This window comes from Kitasatospora sp. NPDC023118 (genome assembly GCF_055560875.1).
The window spans coordinates 58,814-84,757 of the sequence record NZ_JBVHHW010000030.1 but is presented as its reverse complement, the minus strand read 5'-3'; the positions used below and the strand labels follow the sequence as shown (position 1 = coordinate 84,757).

The window sequence follows — 25,944 nt, the reverse complement described above, 5'->3', positions numbered from 1 at the left end:
GGACGCTTCCTTCGGACCGCCTTCCAGCGGGCCCTCCGGGCGCTTCGTTCTTTCGTGTTTCCAGCTTATCAGACGTTTTCCGCTCCGTTTACCGGGGCTTTTTCCATCTGAAATCTGGTGTTAACCGCCGTGTTGCGGCGACTCGACCAACCATAGCGGGTCGACAGTCGGAGCGCGAATCGGGGCGCGCCGGGAGGTCGCCCGGACGGAGGCATGATTTGTTGCTCTCGCGAGCATATACAGCAATGGTCCTGATTCGCCAAGATGCCTGTAGAGTGCGGCGCATCGGCCAAGAGGACTAGACCAGTCGCGAGTCGATGAGACGCCGGCCGGTAGGCGGGCGGGCACGGGTCTTCGCCCGTGAATGTCAGCAGATGTCCGAAGTTGACATGATTTAGGCTTCAGTTGATCGTGTGCCGCATCGCGCGGCCGCTCGATGTATTGCGCACTTGGGAGGCACCACCATGACCACTGTGACGTCGCCGCTGACCGGCAAGGTCGTCGGGCTCGCCGGCGTGCCGGACCCGGTGTTCTCGGGTGCGATGGTCGGCCCGGGCACCGCGATCGACCCGGTTCGCGAGCCCACCGAGGCGGTCGCTCCGGTGGACGGCGTCGTCGTCTCCATGCACCCGCACGCCTTCGTCGTCGTGGACGCCGACGGCCATGGTGTGCTGACCCACCTGGGGATCGACACCGTACAGCTGAACGGCGAGGGATTCGAGCTGCTCGTCAACAAGGGCGACACGGTGGTGCGCGGTCAGGCCGTCATCCGCTGGGACCCGGCCGCCGTCGAAGCTGCGGGCAAGTCGCCGGTCTCGCCGATCGTGGCGCTGGAGGCCTCCCTCGACTCGCTCGGCGACGTGCGCGAGTCCGGCGAGGCCCAGGCCGGCGACAAGCTGTTCAGCTGGAGCTGATCTCTCAATCACCGACACACACCCGCCCCGCAGGAGTTGACGGGGCGACTCGGCCTTCAGCGGCTCCCGGCGGGGCCGCTCCTCTCAGCGGAGAATCAGGTACATGCAGAAGACACTGCGCGGCGTGGGTGTCAGCCACGGGGTCGCGGTCGGCCAGGTGCGGCACATGGGCACGGCGGTCCTGGAGCCCCCGACCACCCAGATCCCGACCGAGGACGCCCCGCGCGAGCAGGCGCGCGCCCAGGCCGCCGTCGAGGCGGTCGCCGCGGACCTGATCGCCCGCGGCAACCTGGCGGGCGGCGAGGCGCAGGCCGTACTTGAGGCCCAGGCGCTGATGGCGCAGGACCCGGAGCTGATGGCCGACGTGTCCCGCCGGATCGCCGTCGGCAGCAGCGCCGAGCGCGGCGTGTACGACGCCTTCGCCGCCTACCGTGCGCTGCTCGCCTCCGCCGGGGAGTACCTGGCCGGTCGGGTCGCCGACCTCGACGACGTGCGCAACCGCATCGTGGCCCGGCTGCTGGGTGTGCCGATGCCGGGTGTGCCGGACAGCGACGAGCCTTACGTGCTGTTCGCGCGGGACCTGGCGCCGGCCGACACCGCGCTGCTGGACCCGACGCTGGTGCTCGGCTTCGTGACCGAGGAGGGCGGGCCGACCAGCCACAGCGCCATCCTGGCGCGGGCGATGGGCGTGCCGGCCGTGGTCGCGCTGCCGGGGGCGACGGATGTCGCCGAGGGCACCGTCGTCGCGGTGGACGGCAGCTCGGGCGACGTGCTGCTCGACCCGTCACAGGAGAAGCAGGACGAGCTGCGGGCGATCGCCGCCGAACGCAAGGCCGCGCTGGCTGCCTCCTCCGGTCCGGGGCAGACCTCGGACGGGCACCGGGTACCGCTGCTGGCCAACGTGGGCGGCCCGACGGACGTGCCGGCGGCGCTGGAGAACGGTGCCGAGGGCGTCGGTCTGTTCCGTACCGAGTTCCTGTTCCTGGACGACTCGGCGAAGGCTCCCAGCGAGGAGAAGCAGGTCGAGGCGTACCGCAAGGTGCTGGAGGCCTTCCCGGAGGGCCGGGTCGTGGTCCGGGTGCTCGACGCGGGCGCGGACAAGCCGCTGGACTTCCTGACCCCGGCCGACGAGCCGAACCCGGCGCTGGGTGTGCGCGGTCTGCGGACGCTCCTCGAGCACCCGGAGGTGCTGCGCACCCAACTGCAGGCGCTGGCGAAGGCGGCCGAGGGCCTGCCGGTGCACCTTGAGGTGATGGCCCCGATGGTGGCCGACCGCAAGGACGCCAAGGACTTCGCGGCCGCTTGTCGCGAGGCCGGGCTGGCCGCCAAGTTCGGTGCGATGGTGGAGATCCCGTCGGCCGCGCTGCGCGCCCGGTCCATCCTGCAGGAGGTCGAGTTCCTGTCGCTGGGCACCAACGACCTCGCGCAGTACGCCTTCGCGGCGGACCGCCAGGTCGGTGCGCTGGCCCGGCTGCAGGACCCGTGGCAGCCGGCGCTGCTGGACCTGATCGCCTCGGCCGCCGCGGCCGCGCAGGCGACGGGCAAGAGCTGCGGCGTCTGCGGTGAGGCGGCGTCGGACCCGCTGCTCGCCGTGGTGCTCACCGGCCTGGGCGTCACCAGCCTCTCCATGGGTGCGGCCTCGATCCCGTACGTGCGGACCACGCTGGCCAAGTACACCCTGGCGCAGTGCCGTCGGGCCGCTGAGGCCGCGCGGGCGGCGGACAGCGCCGAGGAGGCGCGGGCCGCGGTGCAGCAGGTGCTCTCCGGCGAGTAGCTCCCCGGCGAGTAGCTCCCCGGCGGGTGAGAGGACGGATGCGGGAAGGGGCGCTCCCCACCACTTCGGTGGGGAGCGCCCCTTCGGCGTTCCTCGGGCCGGTCGCGGGGGCCGGTCAGGCCTGGCGGTCGGCCCGGAGCTGTTCGAAGAAGCGCAGGTGGTCGATGTTGTCGACGGAGCCGGGGTTGACGGCCTTCTCCAGCGGGGTGCCGGAGAGGATGCGCTTGACCGGGACCTCGATGCGCTTGCCGGTGAGGGTGTGCGGGAGGCCGCGGACGGCGATGACCTCGTCGGGGACGTGGCGCGGGGAGAGTTCGGTGCGCAGCGAGGTGCGGATGCGGCCGATCAGCGCGTCGTCCAGTTCGGCGCCGGGGGCGAGCACCACGAACAGCGGCATCCAGTAACCGCCGTTGGGCTCCTCCAGGCCGATGACCAGGGATTCGGCGATCTCGGGGAGGCGCTCGACCACCTCGTAGATGTCCGAGGAGCCCATCCGGACGCCCTGGCGGTTGAGGGTGGAGTCGGAGCGGCCGTGGATGACGACGGTGCCGCGGGAGGTGACGGTGATCCAGTCGCCGTGGCGCCAGACACCGGGGTACATGTCGAAGTAGCTGTCGTGGAAGCGCGTTCCCTCGGGGTCGTTCCAGAAGCCGGTGGGCATGGACGGGAGGGGCTTGGTGACGACGAGTTCGCCGACGGCGTCGATGAGCGGCCGGCCCTGGACGTCCCAGGACTCGACGGCGGCGCCGAGGCAAGGGGCCTGGATCTCGCCGAGGTAGACGGGGAGGGTGGGGACGCCGCCGACGAAGCAGGAGCAGACGTCGGTGCCGCCGCTGACGGAGGCGAGCCAGACGTCCTCGCTGACCTCGTCGTAGATCCAGCGGAAGCCGTCCGGCGGGAGCGGCGAGCCGGTGGTGCCGATGCAGCGGACGGCGGACAGGTCGAGGTCGCGGCCGGGGTGGAGGTCGGCCTTGCGGCTGGCGACGATGTAGGCGGCGGAGGTGCCGAGGACGGTGGCACCGGTGCGGGCGGCGACGGACCACAGGGCGCCGGTGTCGGGGTGGCCGGGGCTGCCGTCGTAGGTGACGATCGTGGACCCGACCAGGAGGCCGGCCACGAGGAAGTTCCACATCATCCAGCCGGTCGAGGTGTACCAGAAGAAGCGGTCCTGGGGGCCGAGGCCGAGGTGGAGGCCGACCTGCTTGAGGTGCTCGACGAGGATGCCGCCCTGGCTCTGCACGATGGGCTTGGGCAGGCCGGTGGTGCCGGAGGAGTAGAGCACCCAGAGCGGGTGGTCGAACGGGAGCTGCGCGAACTCCGGTTCGCCGTCCGGCCCTTGGACCGGGCCGGAGACGAGGTCGGACCAGTCGAGGGCGCCCTCGGGGGCCGGGCCGCCGAGCAGCGGGACGTGGACGACGGTTCGCAGCGAGGGCAGTTCGCGGCGCAGCTCGGCGACGACGTCGGTGCGGTCGTGGGCCTTGCCGCCGTAGTGGTAGCCGTCGACGGCGATCAGGACGTCGGGGTCGAGCTGCTGGAAGCGGTCAAGCACGCTGCGGGCGCCGAAATCAGGGGCGCAGGAGGTCCATACGGCGCCGACGGCGTTGGTGGCGAGGAGGGCGACGACGGCCTGCGGGATGTTGGGCAGGTAGGCGGCGACGCGGGAGTGCGGGCCGATGCCCTGGGCGCGCAGGGCGGCGGCGAGGGCGAGGACCTGGCGGCGCAGTTCGGCCCAGCTGATCGGGACCGGGTGCTCGTCGGTCTCGTCGAGGTGGAGGATGGCGGGCTGGTCGGCGTTGGCCGGGTCCTCGGCGTGGCGCAGGACGTGCTCGGCGTAGTTGAGGCGGGCGCCGGGGAACCACTGCGAGCCGGTGCGGGTTGCGTCGGCGAGGACGGCGTCGGGCATCCGGGGGTCGGCGAGGACCGCCTCGGGGGCCTGGGTGAAGCGGACGTCGAACCACTGGGTGACGGCGGTCCAGAAGCGGTCGAGATCGGCGGTGGACCAGGCGTGCAGGTCGGCGTAGCGCTGGGCGGCCTGCTGGTCGTCGTCGGCCGGCGCGAGCGGGGCGGCCGGGGCGCCGTGGTGTTCGGCGGCCCAGGCCTGGAAGGCCACCAGGCTGGTGGCGGCGGCGCGAGCGGGGTTCGGGCGCCAGAGCGGCTGGTCCTGCGGTGGGGTGCTCACGGTGGTGGTCTCCCGGCCGGTGGTGGGGACGGGAGAGCTCGTGGCCAACCCGTCCGGTTGGGCTGTCGGTGCAGACCATGCCATGTGATCGCCCGCCGCGCCAGGGTTGGCCGGTGGCGGCCCGGACGCCTAGCTCTGGGTGAACTCGCCGTCGAACCAGCGGCGGAGGATGCCGTTGTGGAAGTCCCAGACGAGCGGGGTGTCGGCGGTGGCGAGCAGCCAGCCGTCGGTCTCGTCGGTGGGGCGCGAGGGCGGGAGGTCGCTGAGCGGGCGGGCGGGGAGGAGTCCGCAGAGCATGACGAAGCGGCCGTTGGGGTCGGAGGCCATGTGGATCAGCCTGACCTCGGCCGGGTCGGCCGAAATGCCGGTCTCCTCGCCCAGTTCACGCACGCAGGCCTGCTGCCAGCTCTCGCCGTAGTCCATGTAGCCACCAGGGAAGGCGAGTTGACCGTAGCCGGGTTCGATGGTGCGGCGGATGACGACCAGCGCGGGGTCGGCGTCGGGGCGGGTGACGGGGAGGACGGCGACCGCGACGGGCAGCGGGTTGCGGTAGCTGATCTCGGCGCAGCCGGGGCAGGTGCGGGGCCAGGCGTCGGTGCCGGGCGGGTAGGGGGTCCCGCAGAAGTGACAGTGGGAGAAGGGCCGGTGGACGGTCTGGGTCGCTTCGTCAGTGGTCATGGCCGGATCGTAGCCCTGTTCGTCAACGGCGTTCCCCGGGGTCGGGGTGGTCAATGGGCCCGGCCGCCGCCCGGGGCGGCGTCGCTCGGCGGCTCTTCGCGGGTGGGGCGGAGCAGGGCGGGGTGGAGCAGTCGGGCGTCGCCGGCGTGGTAGGTGCGGGCGCGGGGGCCGCCGCGGGCACCGCCGCGTTCGGTGGTGGCGCCGGTGCTCTCGACGAAGCCGGGCACGGAGAGCACCTTGCGGTGGAAGTTGCCGGCGTGGAGCTTCTCGTCCCAGACGGCCTCGTAAACGGCGCGCAGGTCGGGGATGGTGAAGTCGTACGGCAGGAAGGCGGTGGCGAGCGGGCTGTACTCGAACTTGGCGCGGACCCGGTCGAGACCGTCGGTGAGGATGCGGGCGTGGTCGAAGGCGAGGGTGATCGGGCGGGGGCCGGTGTGCCCGTCGACGCCACCCCCGTGGGTGTCGACGGGCACACCGGTGGCTGGAGTGGAGCCGCAGGACCACGGGCCCAGGTCGAGGTCGGCGACCGGGTGCCAGGCGGCGGCCGCGGCGTCCGTCCCGGCCTGGGGGTCGGGCAGGTCGGGGGCGAAGGCGAGGTAGGCGACGGAGACGACGTGCATGCGCGGATCCCGCTCGGGGGCGCCGTAGGTGCCGAGCTGTTCCAGGTGCAGGCGGCAGAGCCGGGCCTCGACCTCGGAGACGCCCTGCAGGCCCGTCTCCTCGGCGAGCTCGCGGGCCGCGGCTTCGTCCAGGCCTTCCTCCCCCGCGCGCAGGAAGCCGCCGGGCAGTGCCCAGCAGCCCTGATAGGGCGGGGCGCCGCGTTCGACCAGCAGCACGTGCAGGTTGCCCCGGCGCAGCGTCAGGGCGACGACGTCGACGGTGACGGCGATGGGGGCGTAGGCGCGCGGGTCGTACGCGGCGAGCCACTCCTGCTCGGCCGCGGGCCCGGCGCCGGGCCGGGCGGACGGTTCGTCGGCTGCCATCGCGGGCTCCTCTCCGCGCTCTCCAGGGCACCTGGTGCCGTCGTTCTCGGTCTGAGCACAACGTAACGACTGCCTTCCCCGGCGGCAAATGGTTTTACCGGTCGGCGGGGGCGTCCGGCTTCTAGGCTGTGACCAGGAAGGACCGCTCCCGAGGAGGCCCAGATGCCCATTGCTCCCCCGCCGGACTTCGCCGCGGCGCTGGCGGCCGGTCCCCTGGTCCTGGACGGCGGGATGTCGAACCAGTTGGCGGCGGCCGGGCACGACCTGTCGGACGAGCTGTGGTCTGCGCGGCTGCTCGCGGACGCCCCGGAGGCGGTGGTGGCGGCACACCAGGCGTACTTCGCGGCCGGGGCCGACGTCGCGATCACGGCGAGCTACCAGGCGAGCTTCGAGGGCTTCGCCCGGCGCGGGGTGGGGCACACGGACGCGGCACGGCTGCTGGCGAGCAGTGTGGAGCTGGCCCGGGAGGCGGCGCGGGCCGAGCCGGGCGGGCGGCGGCGCTGGGTGGCGGCCTCGGTGGGTCCCTACGGGGCGGTGCTGGCGGACGGTTCGGAGTACCGGGGGCGGTACGGGCTGAGCGCGGCGGAGCTGATGGCCTTCCACCGGCCGCGGCTGGAGGTGCTGGCCGCGGCCCGGCCGGACGTGCTGGCGCTGGAGACGGTGCCGGACACGGAGGAGGCGCGGGCGCTGCTGGCGCTGGTGCGCGGGCTGGAGGTGCCGGCCTGGCTGTCGTACAGCGTGGCGGGCGACCGGACCCGGGCCGGGCAGCCGCTTGAGGAGGCCTTCGCGCTGGCCGCGGAGGTGGACGAGGTGGTGGCGGTGGGCGTCAACTGCTGCACGCCGCAGGACGCGGACCGCGCGGTGGCGCTGGCCGCCGAGGTGACCGGTAAGCCGGTGGTGGTCTATCCGAACAGCGGGGAGGAGTGGGACGCCGACCATCGGGGCTGGCGCGGGGAGCCGACCTTCCGCTCGGCCCGGGTGGGCGGCTGGCTGGCGGACGGTGCGCGGCTGGTCGGCGGCTGCTGCCGGGTCGGGCCGGACGGGATCGCCGCGCTGGCGGCCGAGGTGGCGGTGCGGCGGGGGCTCATGAGCGAGCGGAGCGAGCGAATCGATCAGAGGCGCGCGCGGGGCGCATGAGCGGTGTGGAGGGCTAGGAGTCGACCGAAGGGCTCGGAAGGTTAACAGCCGGCCGAGTACGGGTTACCGAGGGGGAAGGTGCACGGACGGACGGCGGCCTGGCAGACTCGTCCCGTCATCACTGCGGTCGACATTGTCGACCGCCTGTCAGCGCGGAGGTACCCATGCCCGGCCCGATCCAGTCGCTATCCCGGGCCGCCGCGATCATGCGCCTGCTGGCGGGCGGTGAGCGTCGGCTGGGCCTGTCCGAGGTCGCGACGGCGCTGGACCTCGCCAAGGGCACCGCGCACGGCATCCTGCGCACGCTCCAGCAGGAGGGGTTCGTCGAGCAGGACCCGGAGAGCGGCAAGTACCAGCTGGGCGCCGAGCTGCTGCGGCTCGGCCAGAGCTACCTGGACGTGCACGAGCTGCGGGCGCGGGCGCTGGTGTGGGCGGACGACCTGGCCCGGGCGGCCGGGGAGACCGTGTATCTGGGGGTGCTGCACCAGCAGGGGGTGCTGATCGTGCACCACGTGTTCCGGCCCGACGACACCCGGCAAGTGCTGGAGGTCGGTTCGATGCAGCCGCTGCACAGCACCGCGCTCGGCAAGGTGCTGGTGGCCTACGACCCGGTCGCGCGTGGGGAGTTGGGCGACGGGCCGTACGAGCCGTACACGCTGCGGACGCTGACCGAGGCGACCGACCTGGACGCCGAGTGCGCGCTGATCCGCGAGCGCGGCTGGGCGGACTCGATCGAGGAGACCTGGGAGGGCGTGGCCTCGATCGGCGCGCTGATCCAGGACCGGCGCCGCAACCCGGTGGGCGCGGTGTGCGTCAACGGGCCGGTGGAACGGGTCTGCGAGGACGGTTTCGTGAAGCCCTCGCTGGTCGCCTCGGTGCGTAGCGCGGCGCGCGCGATCTCGCGCGATCTGGGCGCCGGGCGCTTCTGAGTACCGCGGTCGAATCGTCACGCTGAGGCGCGGACGGGCGGTAGGCCTGTCCGCGCCTTGGCGTTTTGTCCCGATTCCGGGCACTCCGCTGGGTAACTTCGAGGAACCCGCCGAGGGAAGGGTCACAGCTGCGTAACCCTGCCTTGACGTGGGGCCGACCTGGGGAGGAAGCTTCCGCATGACGGTCGACATTGTCGAACGATGGCCGGGAAGATCACTCCCACAGCGCGCTCACCCGCACAGGGATCGACCGGCCGCCTGCCCCCACCCGCACCTCCGGGCCATGACAAGGGAGTCTTTGTGTCCGCGTTCTCCAACGGCGACGTCTTCGTCGGCGAAACCCTCGGCACCGCCGCCCTGATACTCCTCGGCGGTGGCGTCTGCGCCGCCGTGACCCTCAGGAAGTCGAAGGCCCTCAACGCCGGCTGGCTGGCGATCACCTTCGGCTGGGGCTTCGCGGTTCTCGTCGCGGCCTACATGACCGGCGCGAAGTCCGGCGCCCACCTCAACCCCGCCGTCACCATCGCGCTCGCGGTCAAGAGCGGCGACTGGAGCCAGGTGCCGCTCTACATCGGCTCCCAGATGCTCGGCGCGATGATCGGCGCCGTGCTGGTCTGGCTCACCTACCTCGGCCAGTTCAAGGCCAACGAGGAGCCCACCCTCGGCATCTTCTCGACCGGGCCCGAGATCCGGAACCCGATCCAGAACGTGATCACCGAGGTCATCGGCACCTTCGTGCTCTGCATGGCGATCCTCACCCTCAGCCCGAAGCTCGGCGCCGGCGGCACCGCGGTCGTCGCGATCGTCGTGGTCAGCATCGGCCTCTCCCTCGGTGGCCCGACCGGCTACGCCATCAACCCGGCCCGTGACCTCGGCCCGCGCATCGTGCACTCGCTGCTGCCGATCCCGAACAAGGGCGGCTCCGACTGGTCCTACGCCTGGGTCCCGATCGTCGGCCCGATCCTTGGCGGCCTGGCGGCCGGCGGCGTGTACAACGCCCTCTTCTAAAGGCCCCCAGCCAAGGGCAGAGTCGAACCCGCCGAACACGGGGACTGACCGGGCATCCGAAACGGCCGCGTCAGACCCACCCACCCCGTAACCCCCCGAACTTGAGCCGAGGACCCTCCACATGACCTCCACTGGCAACTACATCGCCGCGATCGACCAGGGCACCACCTCCAGCCGCTGCATCATCTTCGGCGCCGACGGCCGCATCGTCGCCGTCGACCAGCAGGAGCACCGGCAGATCTTCCCCCAGCCCGGCTACGTCGAGCACGACGCCGCCGAGATCTGGACCCGGGTGCAGTCGGTCGTCCGCGGTGCGCTGGAGAAGGCCGGCCTGACCAAGGACGACATCCGCGCCATCGGCATCACCAACCAGCGCGAGACCACCGTCCTGTGGGACAAGCACACCGGTGAGCCGGTGCACAACGCGCTGGTGTGGCAGGACACCCGCACCGAGGCGCTCTGCCGCGAGCTGGGCCGCAACGTGGGCCAGGACCGCTTCCGCCGCGAGACCGGCCTCCCGCTGGCCAGCTACTTCGCCGGGCCGAAGATCCGCTGGCTGCTGGACAACGTCGAGGGCCTGCGCGAGCGCGCCGAGGCCGGCGACATCCTGTTCGGCACCATGGACACCTGGGTGATCTGGAACCTCACCGGCGGTGTCAACGGCGGCAAGCACGTCACCGACGTGACCAACGCCAGCCGCACCATGCTCATGAACCTGAAGACGCTGGCCTGGGACGAGAGCATCGCAGAGTCGATGGGCGTGCCGATGGCCGTCCTGCCGGAGATCCGCTCCTCCGCCGAGGTGTACGGCGAGGCCGTCGGCGACCTGGCCGGCGTCCCGGTCGCCTCCGCGCTCGGCGACCAGCAGGCCGCGCTGTTCGGCCAGACCTGCTTCGACGAGGGCGAGGCCAAGTCGACCTACGGCACCGGCACCTTCCTGCTGCTGAACACCGGCGAGAAGATCGTCAACTCATACCACGGCCTGCTGACCACGGTCGGCTACCGGATCGGCGACCAGGCCCCGGTGTACGCGCTGGAGGGTTCGATCGCCGTCACCGGCTCGCTCGTCCAGTGGCTGCGTGACCAGCTCGGCATCATCTCCACCGCCGCCGAGATCGAGACCCTCGCCAACACGGTCGAGGACAACGGCGGCGCCTACTTCGTCCCGGCCTTCTCCGGTCTGTTCGCCCCGTACTGGCGCTCCGACGCCCGCGGTGTGATCGCCGGTCTGACCCGGTACGTCACCAAGGGCCACCTGGCCCGGGCCGTCCTGGAGGCCACCGCCTGGCAGACCCGCGAGGTCGTCGACGCCATGCAGAAGGACTCCGGGGTCGAGCTCACCGCCCTCAAGGTCGACGGCGGCATGACCAGCAACAACCTGCTCATGCAGAACATCGCCGACGTCCTGGACGCCCCGGTCGAGCGCCCGTACGTGGCCGAGACCACCGCCCTCGGCGCCGCCTACGCGGCCGGTCTCGCCGTCGGCTTCTGGAACGACCTCGACACCCTGCGGGCCAACTGGCACCGCGCCGCCGAGTGGACCCCGCGCATGGACGAGGCCACCCGGGAGCGTGAGTACAAGAAGTGGCTCAAGGCCGTGGAGCGCACCATGGGCTGGGTGGAGGAGGAAGAGAACAACTGACCGACGAGCCGGTCGGGGCCCCGAGCCCCGACCGGCCGCCCGCTGTTCCGGCAACGGGTATCACCGTGTTTCACCGGCCCGCCGCACCGGGCCGACCGGCCTCTCCCGCAGGGGCCGCACCGCACACGAGAGGAGTAACGGCGCCGCCCGACCAGCGCGCCGTACACAACCACCATGGCAACCATCCCGACCCTGGGCGCCGAGCGCACCGCCGGCCGCACCGCCTCCCGCGCCGAGACCCGCGAGCTGCTCGGCAAGGCCACCTACGACCTGCTGGTGATCGGGGGCGGCATCCTCGGCACGGCCGTCGCCTGGACCGCGTCCCAGGCCGGCCTGAAGGTCGCCATGGTCGACGCCGGCGACTTCGCCGGCGCCACGTCCAGCGCGTCGTCCAAGCTCGTCCACGGCGGTCTGCGCTACCTGCAGACCGGCGCGGTCAAGCTGGTGGCGGAGAACCACAAGGAGCGCCGCGCGCTCTCCACCGACGTGGCCCCGCACCTGGTCAACCCGCTGACCTTCTTCGTGCCGGTCTACAAGGGCGGCCCGCACGGCGCGGCCAAGCTCGGCGCCGGCGTGTTCCTGTACTCGGCGCTGTCCGCCTTCCGCGACGGCATGGGCCGGGTCTCCACCGCCGCCCACGCCGCCCAGCAGGTGCCCGCGCTGCGCACCGAGGGCCTGCGCTCGGTGGCCGTCTACGGCGACCACCAGATGAACGACTCGCGCGTCGCGGTGATGACCGTGCGCGCCGCGGTCGACGCCGGCGCCGTGGTGCTCAACCACGCCGAGGTCACCGGGCTGCGCTTCACCGCCGGCCGGGTCACCGGCGCCGAGGTGCGCGACCGTCTGGACGGCAACGAGTTCGGCGTCAACGCCCGCCTGGTGCTCAACGCCACCGGCCCGTGGGTGGACCACCTGCGCACCATGGAGGACGCCGGCGCCGCGCCGTCGATCCGCCTCTCCAAGGGCGCGCACGTCGTGGTCAAGCGCCGTTCCCCGTGGCGCGCCGCGCTGACCATCCCGATCGACAAGTACCGCGTCTCCTTCGCCATCCCGTGGGAGGACCACGTCCTGCTCGGCACCACCGACGAGGAGTACACCGGCGACCCGAAGGACGTCCGGGCCACCGACGCGGACATCGACCAGATCATGGGCGAGGCCGCGCACGCGATCCGCGACGAGCACCTCGACCGCGACCTGATCACCTACGCCTTCGCCGGCCTGCGCGTGCTGCCGGGCGGCCCGGGCGACACCGCCGCCGCCAAGCGCGAGACGGTCGTCACCGAGGGCCGCGGCGGCATGCTGTCGGTCTCCGGCGGCAAGTGGACCACCTACCGTCACATCGGCCGCACCGTGCTGGAGAAGCTGGCCCACGTGCCCGGCACCAGCCTCGCCGAGGACATGTCCCCGATCGCCCCGACCGTGCCGCTGCCGGGCGTCGGCGCGCCGAACGCGGTGGCCCACCGCCTGCTGATCGACCGTGAGCCGGGCTCGCGGATGGAGCCGCTGGTGGCCAAGCACCTGGCCAGCCACTACGGCACCCTCTCCTTCGAGATCGCCCGCATGATCGACGAGAACCCGGAGCTCGGCCGGCCGATCCACGAGGACGGACCGGACGTCTGGGCGCAGGTCGCGTACGCGGCCGACAGCGAGTGGGCGTACACGGCGGACGACGTGCTGCGTCGCCGTACCACCATGACGGTGCGCGGGCTGGACACGCCGGAGATCCGGGCCGAGGTCGAGGCCTTCCTCGCGAAGCGTGGGACCAAGTAAGCACGGCCTGGCGAAGCGCGCGGGTGGGTAAGCGCAAGGTCTGGCAAGCAACTCGCTTGTAACGGGCGGGCGTTCGGGGTTCCGAGCGCCCGCCCGTCGTCGTTAAACGACGGCGCCCGCCTTGATGACGTGCTTCAGGTGGCGGTCGGGGCGGGTGAGGACGGTGAGGTCGTCCAGGGGGTCGCCGTCGACGATGAGGAGGTCGGCGTGGGCGCCCGGGGCCAGGGTGCCGATCTCCCCCGCCATGCCGAGCAGCCGGGCCGCCGTCGTGGTGGCCGAGCGGAGTACGTCGGCGGGCGGCTGGACCTCGGCGCGGAGCGTGAACTCCTCCAGCTGCGCCGGGTGCAGCGGGCCGAGCAGGTCGCTGCCGTACACCAGGTTGACGCCCGCGCGGTGGGCGCGCTCCAGGGCGGCCAGGCCCTGGTCGCGGACCTCGGCCAACTTGCCCAGGGAGGCCGGCGGCAGGCCGGAGCCGGCGCCGAGCCTGGCCGTCTGCGCGTACGCGACCAGCGTGGGCACCAGGAACGCGTCCTTCTCCAGCAGCAGCCCGATGTTGGCGTCGTCCAGCAGGTTGCCGTGCTCGACGCAGCGCACCCCGGCCCGCAGCGCGCGGTCGATCGCGCGCGGGTGGTAGGCGTGCACGGTCACGTAGCGGTTGTGGTTCTCCGCCTCCTCGACGGCCGCCCGGATCTCCTCCTCGCTGTACTGGACGGCGGCGATCTCGTCGTGCGGGGAGGCGACGCCACCGGAGAGCAGGACCTTCAGATGGGCGGCACCCTTGCGGAACTCGTCCCGGGCGGCGGCGCGGACGGCGTCCACGCCGTCGGCGATCCGGCCGAAGTCGGGGCGGGACTCGCAGCAGGGCACCGAGTCGTCCCCGAGCGGGCGCAGGTCACCGTGGCCGCCGGTCTGGGAGAGCGCCTTGCCACCGAAAATCAGCCGCGGACCGAGCGCGAAGCCCTCGTCCAGGGCCCGGGCCATACCGTGGTCGGCGCCGCCCACGTCGCGGACGGTGGTGAAACCGCGGCGCAGCATCCGCTCGGCCTCGGCCAGCGCCCGGACGGTGAGGTAACCGGGGGTCCAGTTCGCCACCGCGGCGAGGTCGAGGGTCGTGACCAGCAGGTGGACGTGGGCGTCGATCAGGCCGGGCAGGACGGTGGCGCCCGCGGCGTCCAGGACCCGGACGCCTTCGGCGGCGGCGGGCGGACGGCCGGTGCCGGTGGCGGCGATCCGGCCGTCGGCGGTCTCGATCCAGCCCAGGTCGGTGCGGGTGCCGTCCTCGGGGTGGAGCAGGTGGGCGTTGGTGATCAGCAGCCGGGTCGGTTGGGTCATGGCGGTCGTCCCCTCCAGTTCAGTACGGGCCGTATTGAATACGACTCGTACTGAATACACCATGTATCGTTCACCTGTGAACCCACCCCCGGCCGAGACCGCCGCTCCCCGACCGCCCCGCCGCCGCGTCCACACCCGGGCCCGGTTGCTCGCCGCGGCGAGCGAGCTCTTCCTCACCGTCGGCTTCGGGCGCACCAGCATCGAGGACGTCTGCGCCGCGGCCGGCTACACCCGCGGGGCCTTCTACTCGAACTTCACCGGCAAGGAGGACCTGCTGCTGGCGCTCTTCGACGAACAGGCGGCCGCGCGGATGACGGAGCTGGAGAAACTGGCCGCCGCCTGCGAGGCGCTGGCGCCGCAGGAGCGGGCCCGGCTGCTGGTCGAGGCGCTACTGCGGGTCGAGCCCGCGGAGACCGGGTGGATCCTGCTGTTCCTGGAGTTCCGGCTGGTCGCGGCCCGGTCCGAGGCGCTGGCCGAGCAGGTCGCCGCACACGACCGGACGCTGGCGCGGGCGGCGGCGGACGTCCTGGAGCGGGCACTGCCCGAGCTGGTACCCCCGGGGGCCAGTGCCCGGCAGGCGGCGGCGGTGATCCTGGCGGCGCGCGAAGGCCTGCTGGCCCGTACGGCGGCGGGCGGCGCGGTGGCCGAGGATCTGATGGCGGCGACGGCGGCGGTGCTGTCGGGGCTGCTGGGGCGCTGACGGAACGCCGAAGGGGCGGCACCCGTACCGTACGGGTGCCGCCCTCGTGCGCGTCTCGTGGGCTAGATGATCAGGCTCAGCGGCATGATCAGGGCGATCGCGACCACCGAGATCACCGTCTCCATCACCGACCAGGACTTCAGCGTCTGCCCGACGCTCATCCCGAAGTACTCCTTCACCAGCCAGAAGCCGGCGTCGTTGACGTGCGAGAGGAACAGCGAACCGGCGCCGACCGCGAGCACCAGCAGGGCCGAGTGGGTCGAGGACATGTTGGCGGCGAGCGGGGAGACGATGCCGGCCGCGGTGATGGTGGCGACCGTCGCCGAGCCGGTGGCCAGGCGGATCAGCACCGCGATCAGCCAGCCCAGCAGCAGCGCCGAGATGTGCCACTGGCTCGACCAGTGACTGACCATGTCGCCGACGCCCACGTCGATCAGGGTCTGCTTGAAGCCGCCGCCCGCGCCGACGATGAAGACGATGCCCGCGATCGGGCCGAGCGACTTGCCGACGGTGTCGGAGATCCGGGCCTTGTCGAAACCGGCCGCCTTGCCGAGGGTCAGCATGGCGAGCAGGGTCGCGGCGAGCAGCGCGATCAGCGGGGAGCCGATGAAGTCGAACACCCGCTGGCCCATCGCCTTCGGGTCGTCGATCACCACGTCGGCCAGGGCCTTGCCGAGCATCAGCACGACCGGCAGCAGGATGGTCGCCAGCACCGCGCCGAAGGACGGGGTGCGCTCGCGCTTGACCGTCTGCTCGGGCGCGATGGCGGTCGGGATCTCCAGGGGGCCCACCCAGCGCTCCGCCACCCGGGCGAACAGCGGACCGGCGATGATCAGGGTCGGGATCGCGATCAGCAGACCGAGCGCCAGGGTGATGCCGAGGTCGGCCTTCAGCGCGTCGATGGCCACCAGCGGGCCCGGGTGTGGGGGAACGAGGCCGTGCAGCACCGACAGACCGGCCAGGGCCGGAATGCCGACCCGCATCAGCGGCACGTTGCCGCGGCGGGCGACCAGCAGCACGATCGGGATCAGCAGGACGACGCCGACCTCGAAGAACAGCGGCAGGCCGAGCACCGCGGCGATCAGCGCCATCGCCCAGGGCAGCGCCTTGTTGCCGGTCCGGGACAGCACGGTGTCCGCGATGATGTTGGCGCCGCCCGAGTCCGCGAGCAGCTTGCCGAGCATCGCGCCCAGGCCGATCAGCAGACCGACGCCGGCCACGGTGGAGCCGAAGCCCGTCGAGAAGCTGTTCAGCAGCTTGTCGAAGGGCGCGCCCGCGATGGCGGCCAGCAGGCCGGAGCCGATCGTGAGGGCGAGGAACGGGTGCAGCTTCAGCTTGGTGATCGCCAGCACGATCGCGCCGATGCTGATCAGCACCGCGATCAGCAGCTGGGAGTTGCTGCCGGTGTGCGGCAGGGCCGGTGGGGCGGCCGCCAGGAGGAGGGTGGGGGCATTACTCACGCGCCCGCCTCGCTTCGCTCGGCCGGGGCATTCGCCCGTACGCGCCTTGTACTGGCTCGCTCGCTTCGCTCGCTCACGTGAGGTCTCCATTGACGGGCCGCAGCAGCACCACGGCCTTCTCGACGAGTTCTTCGGGGGACGGGCCCACGTCCAGGACGGCGCCGCGCTCGTCCGCGCCCAGGGGTTCCAGGGCGGCGTACTGGGAGCCGAGCAGCGACGCCGGCATGAAGTGGCCGGTGCGGTGGGAGAGCCGGTCCTCGACCAGCTCGTGACCGCCGCTGAGGTGCAGGAAGAAGGCATCCGGGGCGTCCACGCGCAGGATGTCGCGGTAGCCGTGCTTCAGCGCCGAGCAGGTGACCACGCCGCCGGTGCCGGCCTCGGTGCGCTCCTTGAGCCAGACTCCGATGGCGCGCAGCCAGGGCTCGCGGTCCCGGTCGTCCAGCGGGATGCCGACGGACATCTTGGCGATGTTCGCCGGCGGGTGGAAGTCGTCCGCCTCGGCGAAGGGGAGATCGAGGCGGTCGGCCAGGAGGCGGGCCAGGGTCGTCTTGCCGACGCCGGAGACACCCATCACCACGACGGTGAGGGGTGCGACCGGGTGGTCGTGGTTCTCGACGCTGAGAGCCATGGGTGGTGCTCCTTCGTTGCAGGCCGCCACTATCGCTTCAAAGATATGACGTATTCAAGCGCCAGAAACCAAATCGTCATACTTTTACTTCGCTGGGGGTGGGGCCGGGGAAGCGGGGGCGCCCGCGGCGCCGGGGGTGGGCGGGCCCGGGTGGGGGTGGCGGGGCCGGACGGTGGCCGAGGTGGGGGTCGGGGGCTCGACGGGTGGGTGAGGCGAGTCACGCGCGCGCCGGAGGGTGCCGTGGGGGCTCGGGGCGGTGGGCGTCTACGCTGGGCGGATGGAGATCCAGGGGCTGCCCGGTCGGCTACTTGCCGAGCTCGGGCCGGCGATCGCGTCGGGGGAGATTCCCGAGGGCGCGGTGCTGCGCGGGGAGGAGCTGGAGGAGCGGTTCGGGGTGTCCCGGACGGTGGTCCGGGAGGCGGTGCGGGTCCTGGAGGGGATGCGCCTGGTGGCCTCCCGGCGGCGGGTCGGGATCACCGTGCAGCCCAAGTCGCTCTGGGACGTGTTCGACCCGATGGTGATCCGCTGGCGGCTGGCCGGCTCGGACCGCTCGGCCCAGCTGCGCTCGCTCGGCTCACTGCGGGTGGCCGTCGAGCCCGCCGCGGCCGCGCTCGCCGCCGTCCACGCCACCGACGACGACCGGCGCGAACTCAGCTCGCTGGCCGTGGAGTTGACGGTCACCGCGCGGGCCGCCGACCTGACCACCTTCCTCGGGCACGACATCGCCTTCCACTCCGTGGTGCTGCGCGCGTCCGGCAACGAGATGTTCGCCCACCTCGGGGACACCGTGGGGGCGGTGCTCACCGGGCGGACCGAGTATCATCTGATGCCCCATCAGCCGGAACCGTACGCGATCCGGTTGCACCGCGAGGTCGCGGAGGCGATCTGCGCGGGGGACGCCGCCCACGCCGAGGCGGCGATGCGGACGATCGTGACGGGCGCTCTGGAGGAGCTCAACCAGCAGTTGGGCTGAGCGCCTTACCCGGCGCGTGCGCCGACGGGACGCTGCCGCATGCCCGGATGGCACGATTTGTCGGCAGTTCGGTGGATTCGAACGCATAGTCCTGGTTCGGTGGGGCAGAGTGAGGCAAGGGGGCGTTTTTTGTGTGCGCCCGTTCCGTGTCCGCCATCGAATTCGCGCCTGGGGGTCGCCCGATGTCCGTGCCACGCCGCCGTCGCCGCCTGCCCGACGAGGTGCGCGCCGCCGCAGTCCGGGCGGTGCTCTGCCTGGCCTTCACCCTGGTGGGCGTGGTGGTCGCGACCTTGGCCTCGTACGCGGGCAGTTGGCTGATGACGCCCGCGCTGATGGCGATGGGGCTCGGGGTGTTCGGCACGATGTGGTGCCTGCTGGAGATCCTGATCTCCCGCCAGGTCGCCGCCCAGCGGATGCACGGGCCGAACTCCGCGTACCCGATGGCGGGCAGCCGGGTGGCCCCCGAGCCGCTGGCCGCCCGGCCGCTCCCCCGCCCCGGCGGCGCGCCGCCGCAGCCGTACCCGCCCCAGCGCCCGCTCCCGCCGCAGCAGCCGCCCCAGCGCCGGGTGCCGACCGCGTAGCCGACGGCACCCGACCCGGCGTCAGGGCGCTCCCCTAGAGTCGGGCGCATGAAGTTCTTCCGTTCCAAGACAACACCCCAGTACGACCCCGACCTCACCGCCCTGACGACCGACCAGGCCGACCACCTGCGCGAGCTGGTCCGGCAGTACCACGCGGGCATCGGTGTGCGGGCGACCGTCACCGGCCAGTCCGTCCAGCGGGCCGAGGGCACCAGCAACCTGTACAACCTCGCGGAGTTCTGCCGCCGCGCCGATCCGGGCGAGTGGCCCCAGCTGGTGGAGCGCCACTTCCGCGCCCTGGCCGGCGCCGGCGAGTCCACCCCGCAGGGCCAGGACGACGTCCTCCGCTGCGCCTACCTCCGGCTGATCGCCGACGACGCGATCCCGGCCGAGATGGCGCCCTCCTTCAGCTACCTCCGGCCGGTCGCGACCGGCCTGGTGGAGGCGCTCTGCCTCGACCTGCCCGACACCGTGCGGACGCTGGACGACCGCTTCGTCGCCGAGGTCGGACTGGAGCGGCTGCGGGCCGCCGGGCGGGCCAACCTGATCGCCGATCCGGTGGAGTTCGACGTCCTGGAGGGCCCGACCGAGGGCTCGACCCTGTACGCGGTGACCGGCGACTCGATGTTCACGGCCAGCAAGGCGCTGGTGCTGGACGAGCTGGCCCGCGCGCTGACCGGACGCGAACTCCCGCAGGACGGCGCCCTGTTCACCGCGCCCAGCCGGGACTACCTGTTCTTCCACCCGCTGGCCGAGCCGCAAGTGGCCGGCGCCGTGAACGACTTGGCCTCGATCGCGCTGCGCGTCCACTCGGAGAACCCGGGGCCGCTCTCGCCCCGGCTCTACTGGTGGCACCAGGGCACGGTGACCAACCTGACGCAGATCGACGAGGCGCAGCGCTCCTTCTCCATCGCGCCGCCCGCCGAACTCATGGCGATCCTGCGCCGGTTGAAGGACAGCTAGTCCAGCGGGACGACCCGGTAGTGGGTGGTGAGCCGACCTTCGCCGTCCAGGACGTGGAAGGCGAGCATCGGCGGGTGGTCGAAGGAAATGCCGCGCCCGCCCTCGCAGGGCAGCGTGGTGGTGGAGACCACGCCGGGCGCGACCAGCACCGGCAGTCCGGCGAAGGTGGTCGCGGCGGGGGTGTGGGAGTGGCCGCAGAGCAGGGCGGCGACCCGGGGGTGGCCGCTCAGCACCCGCGCCAGGCGCTCCTCGCCGAACTGGCGGATCCCGTCGACGTACGGTATGTGCAGTTCGACCGGCGGGTGGTGGAAGGCCACCAGGGCGGGCAACTCGGTGCGCCCGTTGGTGAGTTCGGCGTCCAGCCAGTCCAGCGTCTCGTTCGTCAGCAGGCCGTCGTGCTGCCCGGGGATGGACGAGTCGAGCATCAGCACGTCGGCGCCGGGCAGTCGGTGCTGCCGGTTCACCGGCTCGTCCCCCGGCGCCTCGCCGAGCAGCACCTCCCGGTACGGCGCGCGAGTGTCGTGGTTGCCCGGGCAGGTGAGCACCGGGTGCCGGGAGGTCAGCACCTTGGCCACCTGTTCGTACTCGGCGGGCAGGCCGTTGTCGGCGAGGTCGCCGGTGACCAGCACCGCGTCCAGCGGGCCGGGAAGGGAGTTGAGGTACGCCATCACCTGCTCGGCCCGCCGCCGGGCCCGCTTGCCGCGGTCCCGGCGGTGGTCCTGGCCGAGGTGGATGTCACTGAGGTGCGCGATCGTCAGCATGGTGATCACGCTAGTCAGTTCAGGACTGTGCGGGAACCTCCGCGGGGCGCTTGAACATCCGGGTGGCGGTGATCTCGCCGTGGATGGTCGGGCCGTCCGGGTCCGGCTGGGCCGGCAGGCCGGGGCGCAGGTGCTCCTCCACCGAGATGTACTTGAGGCCGGCCCGCAGGTCGGCGTCGTTGCGCAGGCGGATCACCAGCGGGAACTCGGCGAGCGCCGTGGTGTCGAACAGGCCGGTGGTGTAGATGAGCTGGACGCCGAGCGCGTCGGCCACGGCCCGCTGGAGCTCCAGCAGATAGGTGGCGTTGGCGCGGCCGATCGGGTTGTCCAGGAACAGCGTGCCCGCGTGGCGCAGCTGGGACTGGCCGCGGTCGTTGGCGCGCAGCGCGGCCATCGTGCAGTAGAGCGCGATGGCGGCGGTGAGCAGCTGGCCGCCGGAGAAGACGTCGGACATCTGGCCGACACCAACCCGCTCGGCGCGCAGCACCGCGTCGGGCTTGAGGATCTCGACGCTGACGCCCTTGGGGCCGATGGCGGCGGCCACGCCGCGCAGCAGCAGGGACATGCCGTCACGGCGCAGGTCGCTGTTCTTCTTGACGGCAGCACGGGTGGCCTCGTCGATGACCTCGCCGAGGCGCTCGACCAGGGTGGCGTGGTCCGGGTCCTCGAAGCGGATCCGCAGGAACTCCTGGCCGGACCACTCCCCCAGGCCCTCGGGCAGCCGGGACAGCCGCTGGGCGGCGCGCAGGGTGGTGAGCGAGGACTCGACCAGGCCGCGCAGCCGGTCCACGATCGAGCCGCGGTTCTTCTCCAGCTGGGCGAGCTCGTCGGTGAGCACCCGGAGCCGGGGGGCGAAGGCGGCGGCCCAGGCGGCGGCGTGCTCGGGCAGCGCGGAGGCGGGCAGTTCGCGGATCTGCTGGCGGGCGGGGGTGCGGACGGCCTCGTAGCGGGCGGCGTTGGCGTGCCGGACCAGCGCGTCGGAGGCGTCGCGGACGGCGAGTTCGGCGGAGGAGAGCTCGCCGGCCGCGGTACGGAGGGTGCGGCGGGCCTCGGTGGAGGTGGTCCGGGCCTCGGCCAGGGAGCCGAGGTACGGCTCGGCCGGGTCGTCCGCGTCGTCCTGGTGGTCGCGCAGGCCGTCGCGCAGCTGGCCGGCCAGTTCGTCGAAGTCGGCGGCGGCGGACTGGGCGGTGTCGTAGGTGCGCTGGAGGTCGGCGTGTGCGGTGCGGGCGGCGTCCACGGCCTCGCGGCACTCGGCGAGCCGGCTGGTGGCGGTACGCAGCAGGGTCTGGGCGTGCTCGGGGTCGGTGGGGACGAGGTCCTCGGGCAGCTCGGTGTGCGCCTCGCCGTCGGCGGGGGCGGAGCGTTCGACCTCGCCGCGCAGGCGGCCGAGCTGCTCGCTGGCGGCGGCGGAGCGGGCCTCGATGGTGGCGACCAGCTCCTCGGCGCGGGCGGCGGCGGCCTGGCGGGCCGGGCCGTCGGCGCCGTCGGGGCTGCCGAGCAGTTCCTCCGCGCGGGTGCGGACCTTGTTGGTGAGGCGGTCGAGTTCGGCCGCGGCGCCGGCCTCGTCGCCCTCGGCGCGGGCCTGCTCGGCGCGCAGGTCGGCGCCGACGCCGACCTTCTCGTAGAGCTGGGAGGCGGCCCGGTAGGCCTCGCGCAGGGCGGGCAGTGCGGCGGAGGCGGTCTGCTCGGCGGGCTCGTCGCACTGCTCGGCGGCGGGGATCTCGGCGCGTTCGGCGCGCAGCGCGCGGCCGGTGCGGCGGGCGTCGTCGGCGGCGCGCTGGGCGGCGCGGCGGTCCTCGTCGCAGGTGCGGGCGCGTTCGGCGCAGACGGCCTGGCGGCGGTCGCACTCGGCGGCGTCCTCGCCCAACTCGCGCTGGCGGCGGCTCCAGTTGGCGCGTTCGCGCAGTCGGAAGGCGAGGCCGGAGAGGGCGTCGGCGCGGCGGCGGGCGCGCTGGGCGGCCTCGCGGTGCTCCTCGTACGCGGAAGCGGCGGTGGCGTGGTCGGTCTCGGCCTCGTCGTGGTCGGCGCGCAGGGTGGCCAGCGCGGCGGCGGACTGCTCGGCGTGCTCGCGGGCGGCCTCGGCGGCGGCGGCGAGTTCGGCGAGGGTGCCGGGCGGGCAGCTGGCGTGCCAGGAGGCGAGGCGGGCGGCGAGGGCGCGGTCGGCGCCGAGGCGGCCGGCGAGTTCGCGGATGTGCTCCTCGCGGGCACTGGCGCGGGCCCGCAGTTCGCGGCGCTCGCCATCCGCGGCGGACTCGTCGTGCATGGCCGGGTTCGGCGGCACCAGGAAGAACGCGGGTTCGTCGGTGATCGGGGCGATCAGCGAGGCGGCGGCGCCCACGGCCACGGTGGAGCGCGGCAGCAGGGCGGCGGCCTGCAGGGCCTCGCGGGCGCGCTCCAGCGAGGACGGGTCGGTGACCACGACGCCGTCGACCAGTTCGGGGCGGGCGGCGAGGATCGCCTCGTGGTCGGCCGGGTCGACGGACTGGGCGAGGTAGCGCCAGCCGGGCAGGGCCGGGATGCCGTGCTCGGCGAGGTACTCGACGGTGGCCAGCACGTCGGGGCCGGGCGGCAGCAGGCCGCCGTCGCCGAGCGCGGCGAGGATACGGGAGTCGTCGGCGGCGGCGGTGCGCAGGTCGAACAGGGTGCGCTCGGCGGTGGCGATGGCCTCGTCGAGGAGTTCGCGCAGGTACTCGGCGTTGCGGTCGAGCACGGCGGGGGTGAGGAAGCCGGCGTCCTCCGCGGCGCCTGACCCGTCTTCGCTCCAATCGGTAGGTGCGGGGGTGAGGGAGAGCAGGTCGGCGAGCCGCTGCTCGGTGGCGAGCAGGGCTGCGGTGCGCTGCTCGGCGGCCAGGGCCCGGGCGGCGCCCTTGCGGGCGTCGCCGGCCCGCTCGGCGGCGAGTTCGGCGCGCGAGGTGGCCGCGGCGGCCTCGCGCAGCCGGGCGGCGGAGGCCTCGGCGGCGGTGCGAGCCTGGGCGAGGGCAGCGGCGGCGGCCTTCTCGACGTCGGCGGCGTGCAGTGCGGCGCGGGCCGGGTCCACGTCGCCGTCGGCGTCGATGAAGCCGGCCTCGACGGCGGCGGCGGTCTCCTGCTCGACCTCGGCGAGGCGCTGGCGCAGGTGCTCGGCCTCGCTGCGGGCCTTCTGGGCGGCGGTGGCGGCCTCGGTGGCGTCGGACTGCGCCCTGGCGCCGTCCGCCTGGAGCTCGCCGGCGCGCTGTTCCTCGGTGTCGGCGCGGGACTCGGCGGCCGCGGCTGCGGCCTCCAGGGCGCGGGCGAGCGCGGTGGCGGCGGCGGCGCGGGCGGCGAGCGCGGGGGCGGCGTCCAGCTCGGCCTCGCGGATGGCGGCGGCCACCCGGGCGACCCGGTCGGCGGCGGCGCGGTGGCGCAGTACGGCTTCGGCGGCCTGCCAGGCGGAGTGCAGGGTGCGGGCGTCGATGAGTTCGCGGCGCAGTGCGGCGGCCTCGGCGGTGGCCGCGGCGAGGCTCAACGTGGCGTGCCGGTGGGTGAGTTCGTCGGCGATCAGGCTGTGCCGGGTGCGGTCGGCCTCGGCGGCGGTGACGGCGCTCGCGGCGGCGGCGACCTCGATGGCGAGGTCCTGGGCGCGGTCGCGTTCGGCGGCAGCGCGGGAGGTGAGGGCGTGGGCGAGGCGGCGGGTGCGGCGTTCGGCGGTGCGGTGGGCCTCGCGGACGGTCTCGCGGGCGGTGGTGGCCTCGACGATGCGTTCCAGCAGGTCGAGCGAGCCGGCGGTGAAGTCGCGTTCGGCGGTGAGTTCGGCGCGGCGGCCGAGCTTGGCGGCGAAGCCGTGCACGAGGTCGGCGAGGCCGTCGGTGTCCCGGGTGTCGGTGACGGCGCGCAGCAGCAGGTCGGTGAAGTCGCTGTCGTGCTTGACCGCGAAGAGGCCGGCCGCCTCGCCCTCGTCGGCGTTCATCTCGCGCTGGTAGCGGAAGAGTTCGGGGTCGAGGCCGAGTTCGCCGAGGTGCTCGGTCCAGCGGTCGTGGCCGTCCTCGAAGACCAGGTCGAGGTGGGGGTGGGCCTTGCCGGCCTCGGTGAGGGCGTCGCGGAAGCCCTTCATGGTGCGGCGGCGGCCGCGGGCCTTCTGGTCGCCGGCCAGGCTGACCCGTTCGGCGACCGGCAGCGAGTCGAGGGTGAGGCCGGGGCCGGGACGGAAGGAGTACCAGGTCTCGGCGAACTTGCGCGGGTCGGAGGAGACCTGGCGGCCGCGCCACTCGCTGACCTTGCCGACCACGATCAGCTCGCCGGTGACGGTGTGCTGCCACTCCAGGGCGACGTGGCCGCAGTCGTCGGCGAGCAGGAACTTGCGCAGCACGCCGGAGCTGGCCCCGCCGAGGGTGTTGCGGTGGCCGGGGAGCATCACCGAGAAGATCAGCTTGAGCAGGACGGACTTGCCGCCGCCGTTCTCCAGGAAGAGCACGCCGGCCGGGGCGGGGCGGCGGACCGGGCCGTCGGTGTCCTCGCCGAACAGGCCGATCTGCTGCGGGGCCGGGTCGGCGACGGGCTCGCCGACGCCGCGCAGGTCGAGCACCGTGTCGGCGTAGCGGGCGCCGGCCGGTCCGATCGAGTAGAGGCGGACCCGGTTGAGCTCGTACATGTGCGGCGGTTCTCCGTGCGTCTGTGGGGCGTCTATGGGGTTGTCAGAGCGAGTGGAACGGCAGGCCAGCGTCGGCGACCAGCTCGTCGCCGGTGTCCGGCGGCAGCAGACTGGCGGTGCCGTCGGAGACCGGGACGATGCCGAGGTCGAGCAGTTCGGCCATCGCGGCGCTGCCGGCCAGGTCGCGGACCTGGAGCTGGTAGCGGGCGGTGGTGCGGTAGGTGCCGCCGGAGTCGTCGGAGACCTTCTGCAGGAAGCCGGAGTCGACCAGGAACATGACGGCCTTGGCGACGATGCCGATGGTGGAGCCGGAGAGGCGGCGGGCGTCCTTGGTGGCGCCGGTGGCGGTGCGCCGGGCCCAGACCCGCCAGGCGGCCTCCAGGCCGGGGGCGTCGGAGGCCGGGTCGGTGTTGGCGCCCTCGGCGTCGGCCTGCTCCTCCAGCCGGCGGCAGGCCTGGCGGACGAAGGAATCGACGCCGTTGACGGTGATCCGGCCGAGGTAACCGTCGTCGGCGAGGTCCTCGGGGCGGGGGAAGGCCATCGCGGCGACGGCGAGGTGGGCCAGGCCGTGCAGGAAGCGGTCGGTGGACTCGGAGGCGGCGCGGCGCGAGTAGTCGCCCATTCGGACGGCGAACAGCGAGTCCTCGGCGGCGGCGACGGCCATCCCGGCCCGCGGCGAGACCTCCAGGACGACCAGGCCCATGCCGGTGGCGATGGCGTCGGCGAGGCGGGCGAACGGCGGGTCCTCGCGGTGGCGGCGGACGAGTTCGGCGTATTCGGCGTCGCGGGCGGGGAGCAGCTTGGCCTGGAGGCCGAAGGAGACCAGCCGGGCGGCGTCGGCGACGTCGGCGGGGGTGATCGGCGCGGGGGCCGCGGGTTCGGTCTCCGCCGCCCAGGACGTGTCGTGGTGGGTCGTCACGGGCGGT

Annotated in this window: 20 protein-coding genes; 11 read left to right on the top strand and 9 right to left on the bottom strand. The window is 73.3% G+C overall.

Going from position 1 to position 25,944, the window contains the following annotated elements; translation table 11 throughout:
* Nucleotides 1-464 precede the first annotated feature (464 nt).
* Nucleotides 465-914, top strand: coding sequence for a PTS sugar transporter subunit IIA (locus tag ACZ3UD_RS30700; RefSeq protein ID WP_465594891.1), 450 nt, complete (start codon nt 465-467; stop codon nt 912-914).
* Nucleotides 915-1,017: 103 nt separating this feature from the next.
* Complete coding sequence (gene ptsP, locus ACZ3UD_RS30695) at nt 1,018-2,688, top strand: phosphoenolpyruvate--protein phosphotransferase (protein ID WP_465594888.1); 1,671 nt, start codon at nt 1,018-1,020, stop codon at nt 2,686-2,688.
* 115 nt (nt 2,689-2,803) lie between these two features.
* On the opposite strand, the gene ACZ3UD_RS30690 is transcribed toward ptsP, so the two are convergent.
* The 3 genes from ACZ3UD_RS30690 to ACZ3UD_RS30680 form a co-directional block, all read right to left on the bottom strand.
* Nucleotides 2,804-4,867, bottom strand: coding sequence for an acetoacetate--CoA ligase (locus ACZ3UD_RS30690; RefSeq protein WP_465594885.1), 2,064 nt, complete (start codon nt 4,865-4,867; stop codon nt 2,804-2,806).
* Between the two features lie 129 nt (nt 4,868-4,996).
* A complete protein-coding gene (locus tag ACZ3UD_RS30685) occupies nt 4,997-5,545 on the bottom strand; it encodes an NUDIX domain-containing protein (protein ID WP_465594883.1) in 549 nt (182 codons plus the stop codon).
* A gap of 50 nt (nt 5,546-5,595) precedes the next feature.
* Nucleotides 5,596-6,528 carry an NUDIX hydrolase gene (locus tag ACZ3UD_RS30680; protein ID WP_465594881.1) on the bottom strand — a complete coding sequence of 311 codons (933 nt, stop codon included), beginning with the start codon at nt 6,526-6,528 and terminating at the stop codon, nt 5,596-5,598.
* Between the two features lie 162 nt (nt 6,529-6,690).
* Between ACZ3UD_RS30680 and mmuM the strand changes: the two genes are divergently transcribed.
* The 5 genes from mmuM (at nt 6,691) to ACZ3UD_RS30655 (ending at nt 13,014) form a co-directional block, all read left to right on the top strand.
* On the top strand, nt 6,691-7,665 hold the full coding sequence (gene mmuM, locus ACZ3UD_RS30675) for a homocysteine S-methyltransferase (protein ID WP_465594879.1): 975 nt from the start codon (nt 6,691-6,693) through the stop codon (nt 7,663-7,665).
* Between the two features lie 164 nt (nt 7,666-7,829).
* Complete coding sequence (locus tag ACZ3UD_RS30670) at nt 7,830-8,594, top strand: IclR family transcriptional regulator (protein ID WP_465594876.1); 765 nt, start codon at nt 7,830-7,832, stop codon at nt 8,592-8,594.
* A gap of 300 nt (nt 8,595-8,894) precedes the next feature.
* A complete protein-coding gene (locus ACZ3UD_RS30665) occupies nt 8,895-9,602 on the top strand; it encodes an MIP/aquaporin family protein (RefSeq protein ID WP_465594873.1) in 708 nt (235 codons plus the stop codon).
* Between the two features lie 121 nt (nt 9,603-9,723).
* On the top strand, nt 9,724-11,244 hold the full coding sequence (glpK, locus tag ACZ3UD_RS30660; RefSeq protein ID WP_465594870.1) for a glycerol kinase GlpK: 1,521 nt from the start codon (nt 9,724-9,726) through the stop codon (nt 11,242-11,244).
* A gap of 174 nt (nt 11,245-11,418) precedes the next feature.
* A complete protein-coding gene (locus tag ACZ3UD_RS30655; RefSeq protein WP_465594867.1) occupies nt 11,419-13,014 on the top strand; it encodes a glycerol-3-phosphate dehydrogenase/oxidase in 1,596 nt (531 codons plus the stop codon).
* Between the two features lie 102 nt (nt 13,015-13,116).
* On the opposite strand, the gene ACZ3UD_RS30650 is transcribed toward ACZ3UD_RS30655, so the two are convergent.
* Nucleotides 13,117-14,346 (bottom strand): metal-dependent hydrolase family protein, encoded by a 1,230-nt coding sequence (locus ACZ3UD_RS30650; protein WP_465594864.1) that lies wholly within the window; start codon nt 14,344-14,346, stop codon nt 13,117-13,119.
* Between the two features lie 76 nt (nt 14,347-14,422).
* Between ACZ3UD_RS30650 and ACZ3UD_RS30645 the strand changes: the two genes are divergently transcribed.
* Nucleotides 14,423-15,046, top strand: coding sequence for a TetR/AcrR family transcriptional regulator (locus tag ACZ3UD_RS30645; protein WP_465594861.1), 624 nt, complete (start codon nt 14,423-14,425; stop codon nt 15,044-15,046).
* A gap of 62 nt (nt 15,047-15,108) precedes the next feature.
* Here the strand turns inward: ACZ3UD_RS30645 and ACZ3UD_RS30640 are convergent, their stop codons facing one another.
* The gene (locus tag ACZ3UD_RS30640; protein ID WP_465594858.1) at nt 15,109-16,506 is read right to left on the bottom strand and encodes a GntT/GntP/DsdX family permease; all 1,398 of its coding nucleotides are present in this window, start codon (nt 16,504-16,506) and stop codon (nt 15,109-15,111) included.
* A 73-nt stretch (nt 16,507-16,579) separates the two neighbouring features.
* Nucleotides 16,580-17,134 carry a gluconokinase gene (locus ACZ3UD_RS30635; protein ID WP_465594855.1) on the bottom strand — a complete coding sequence of 185 codons (555 nt, stop codon included), beginning with the start codon at nt 17,132-17,134 and terminating at the stop codon, nt 16,580-16,582.
* Between the two features lie 277 nt (nt 17,135-17,411).
* Here ACZ3UD_RS30635 and ACZ3UD_RS30630 point away from each other — a divergent pair, with 277 nt between their 5' ends.
* The 3 genes from ACZ3UD_RS30630 (at nt 17,412) to ACZ3UD_RS30620 (ending at nt 19,651) form a co-directional block, all read left to right on the top strand.
* A complete protein-coding gene (locus ACZ3UD_RS30630; RefSeq protein ID WP_465594852.1) occupies nt 17,412-18,107 on the top strand; it encodes a FadR/GntR family transcriptional regulator in 696 nt (231 codons plus the stop codon).
* A gap of 182 nt (nt 18,108-18,289) precedes the next feature.
* Nucleotides 18,290-18,688, top strand: coding sequence for a hypothetical protein (locus tag ACZ3UD_RS30625; protein WP_465594849.1), 399 nt, complete (start codon nt 18,290-18,292; stop codon nt 18,686-18,688).
* A 48-nt stretch (nt 18,689-18,736) separates the two neighbouring features.
* Nucleotides 18,737-19,651 (top strand): hypothetical protein, encoded by a 915-nt coding sequence (locus tag ACZ3UD_RS30620; protein ID WP_465594846.1) that lies wholly within the window; start codon nt 18,737-18,739, stop codon nt 19,649-19,651.
* On the opposite strand, the gene ACZ3UD_RS30615 is transcribed toward ACZ3UD_RS30620, so the two are convergent.
* From ACZ3UD_RS30615 to ACZ3UD_RS30605, 3 genes are read right to left on the bottom strand one after another with little or no spacing between them, the layout of a single operon-like run.
* On the bottom strand, nt 19,648-20,412 hold the full coding sequence (locus ACZ3UD_RS30615) for a metallophosphoesterase (protein ID WP_465594844.1): 765 nt from the start codon (nt 20,410-20,412) through the stop codon (nt 19,648-19,650). The two genes, ACZ3UD_RS30620 and ACZ3UD_RS30615, sit on opposite strands and share 4 nt — an antisense overlap.
* A 19-nt stretch (nt 20,413-20,431) precedes the next feature.
* Nucleotides 20,432-25,018, bottom strand: a complete 4,587-nt coding sequence (locus ACZ3UD_RS30610; protein WP_465594841.1) for a hypothetical protein — start codon at nt 25,016-25,018, stop codon at nt 20,432-20,434.
* A 43-nt stretch (nt 25,019-25,061) separates the two neighbouring features.
* Nucleotides 25,062-25,937, bottom strand: a complete 876-nt coding sequence (locus tag ACZ3UD_RS30605; RefSeq protein WP_387627527.1) for a hypothetical protein — start codon at nt 25,935-25,937, stop codon at nt 25,062-25,064.
* Nucleotides 25,938-25,944: the final 7 nt, after the last annotated feature.

What these genes read in the sequence shown, in the direction of transcription:
- ACZ3UD_RS30700 (WP_465594891.1), top strand. Translation starts at nt 465, where the DNA reads ATGACCACTGTGACGTCGCCGCTGACCGGCAAGGTCGTCGGGCTCGCC.
- ptsP (WP_465594888.1), top strand. Translation starts at nt 1,018, where the DNA reads ATGCAGAAGACACTGCGCGGCGTGGGTGTCAGCCACGGGGTCGCGGTC.
- ACZ3UD_RS30685 (WP_465594883.1), bottom strand. Translation starts at nt 5,545, where the DNA reads ATGACCACTGACGAAGCGACCCAGACCGTCCACCGGCCCTTCTCCCAC.
- ACZ3UD_RS30680 (WP_465594881.1), bottom strand. Translation starts at nt 6,528, where the DNA reads ATGGCAGCCGACGAACCGTCCGCCCGGCCCGGCGCCGGGCCCGCGGCC.
- mmuM (WP_465594879.1), top strand. Translation starts at nt 6,691, where the DNA reads ATGCCCATTGCTCCCCCGCCGGACTTCGCCGCGGCGCTGGCGGCCGGT.
- ACZ3UD_RS30670 (WP_465594876.1), top strand. Translation starts at nt 7,830, where the DNA reads ATGCCCGGCCCGATCCAGTCGCTATCCCGGGCCGCCGCGATCATGCGC.
- glpK (WP_465594870.1), top strand. Translation starts at nt 9,724, where the DNA reads ATGACCTCCACTGGCAACTACATCGCCGCGATCGACCAGGGCACCACC.
- ACZ3UD_RS30655 (WP_465594867.1), top strand. Translation starts at nt 11,419, where the DNA reads ATGGCAACCATCCCGACCCTGGGCGCCGAGCGCACCGCCGGCCGCACC.
- ACZ3UD_RS30650 (WP_465594864.1), bottom strand. Translation starts at nt 14,346, where the DNA reads ATGACCCAACCGACCCGGCTGCTGATCACCAACGCCCACCTGCTCCAC.
- ACZ3UD_RS30635 (WP_465594855.1), bottom strand. Translation starts at nt 17,134, where the DNA reads ATGGCTCTCAGCGTCGAGAACCACGACCACCCGGTCGCACCCCTCACC.
- ACZ3UD_RS30630 (WP_465594852.1), top strand. Translation starts at nt 17,412, where the DNA reads ATGGAGATCCAGGGGCTGCCCGGTCGGCTACTTGCCGAGCTCGGGCCG.
- ACZ3UD_RS30625 (WP_465594849.1), top strand. Translation starts at nt 18,290, where the DNA reads ATGTCCGTGCCACGCCGCCGTCGCCGCCTGCCCGACGAGGTGCGCGCC.
- ACZ3UD_RS30620 (WP_465594846.1), top strand. Translation starts at nt 18,737, where the DNA reads ATGAAGTTCTTCCGTTCCAAGACAACACCCCAGTACGACCCCGACCTC.
- ACZ3UD_RS30615 (WP_465594844.1), bottom strand. Translation starts at nt 20,412, where the DNA reads ATGCTGACGATCGCGCACCTCAGTGACATCCACCTCGGCCAGGACCAC.
- ACZ3UD_RS30610 (WP_465594841.1), bottom strand. Translation starts at nt 25,018, where the DNA reads ATGTACGAGCTCAACCGGGTCCGCCTCTACTCGATCGGACCGGCCGGC.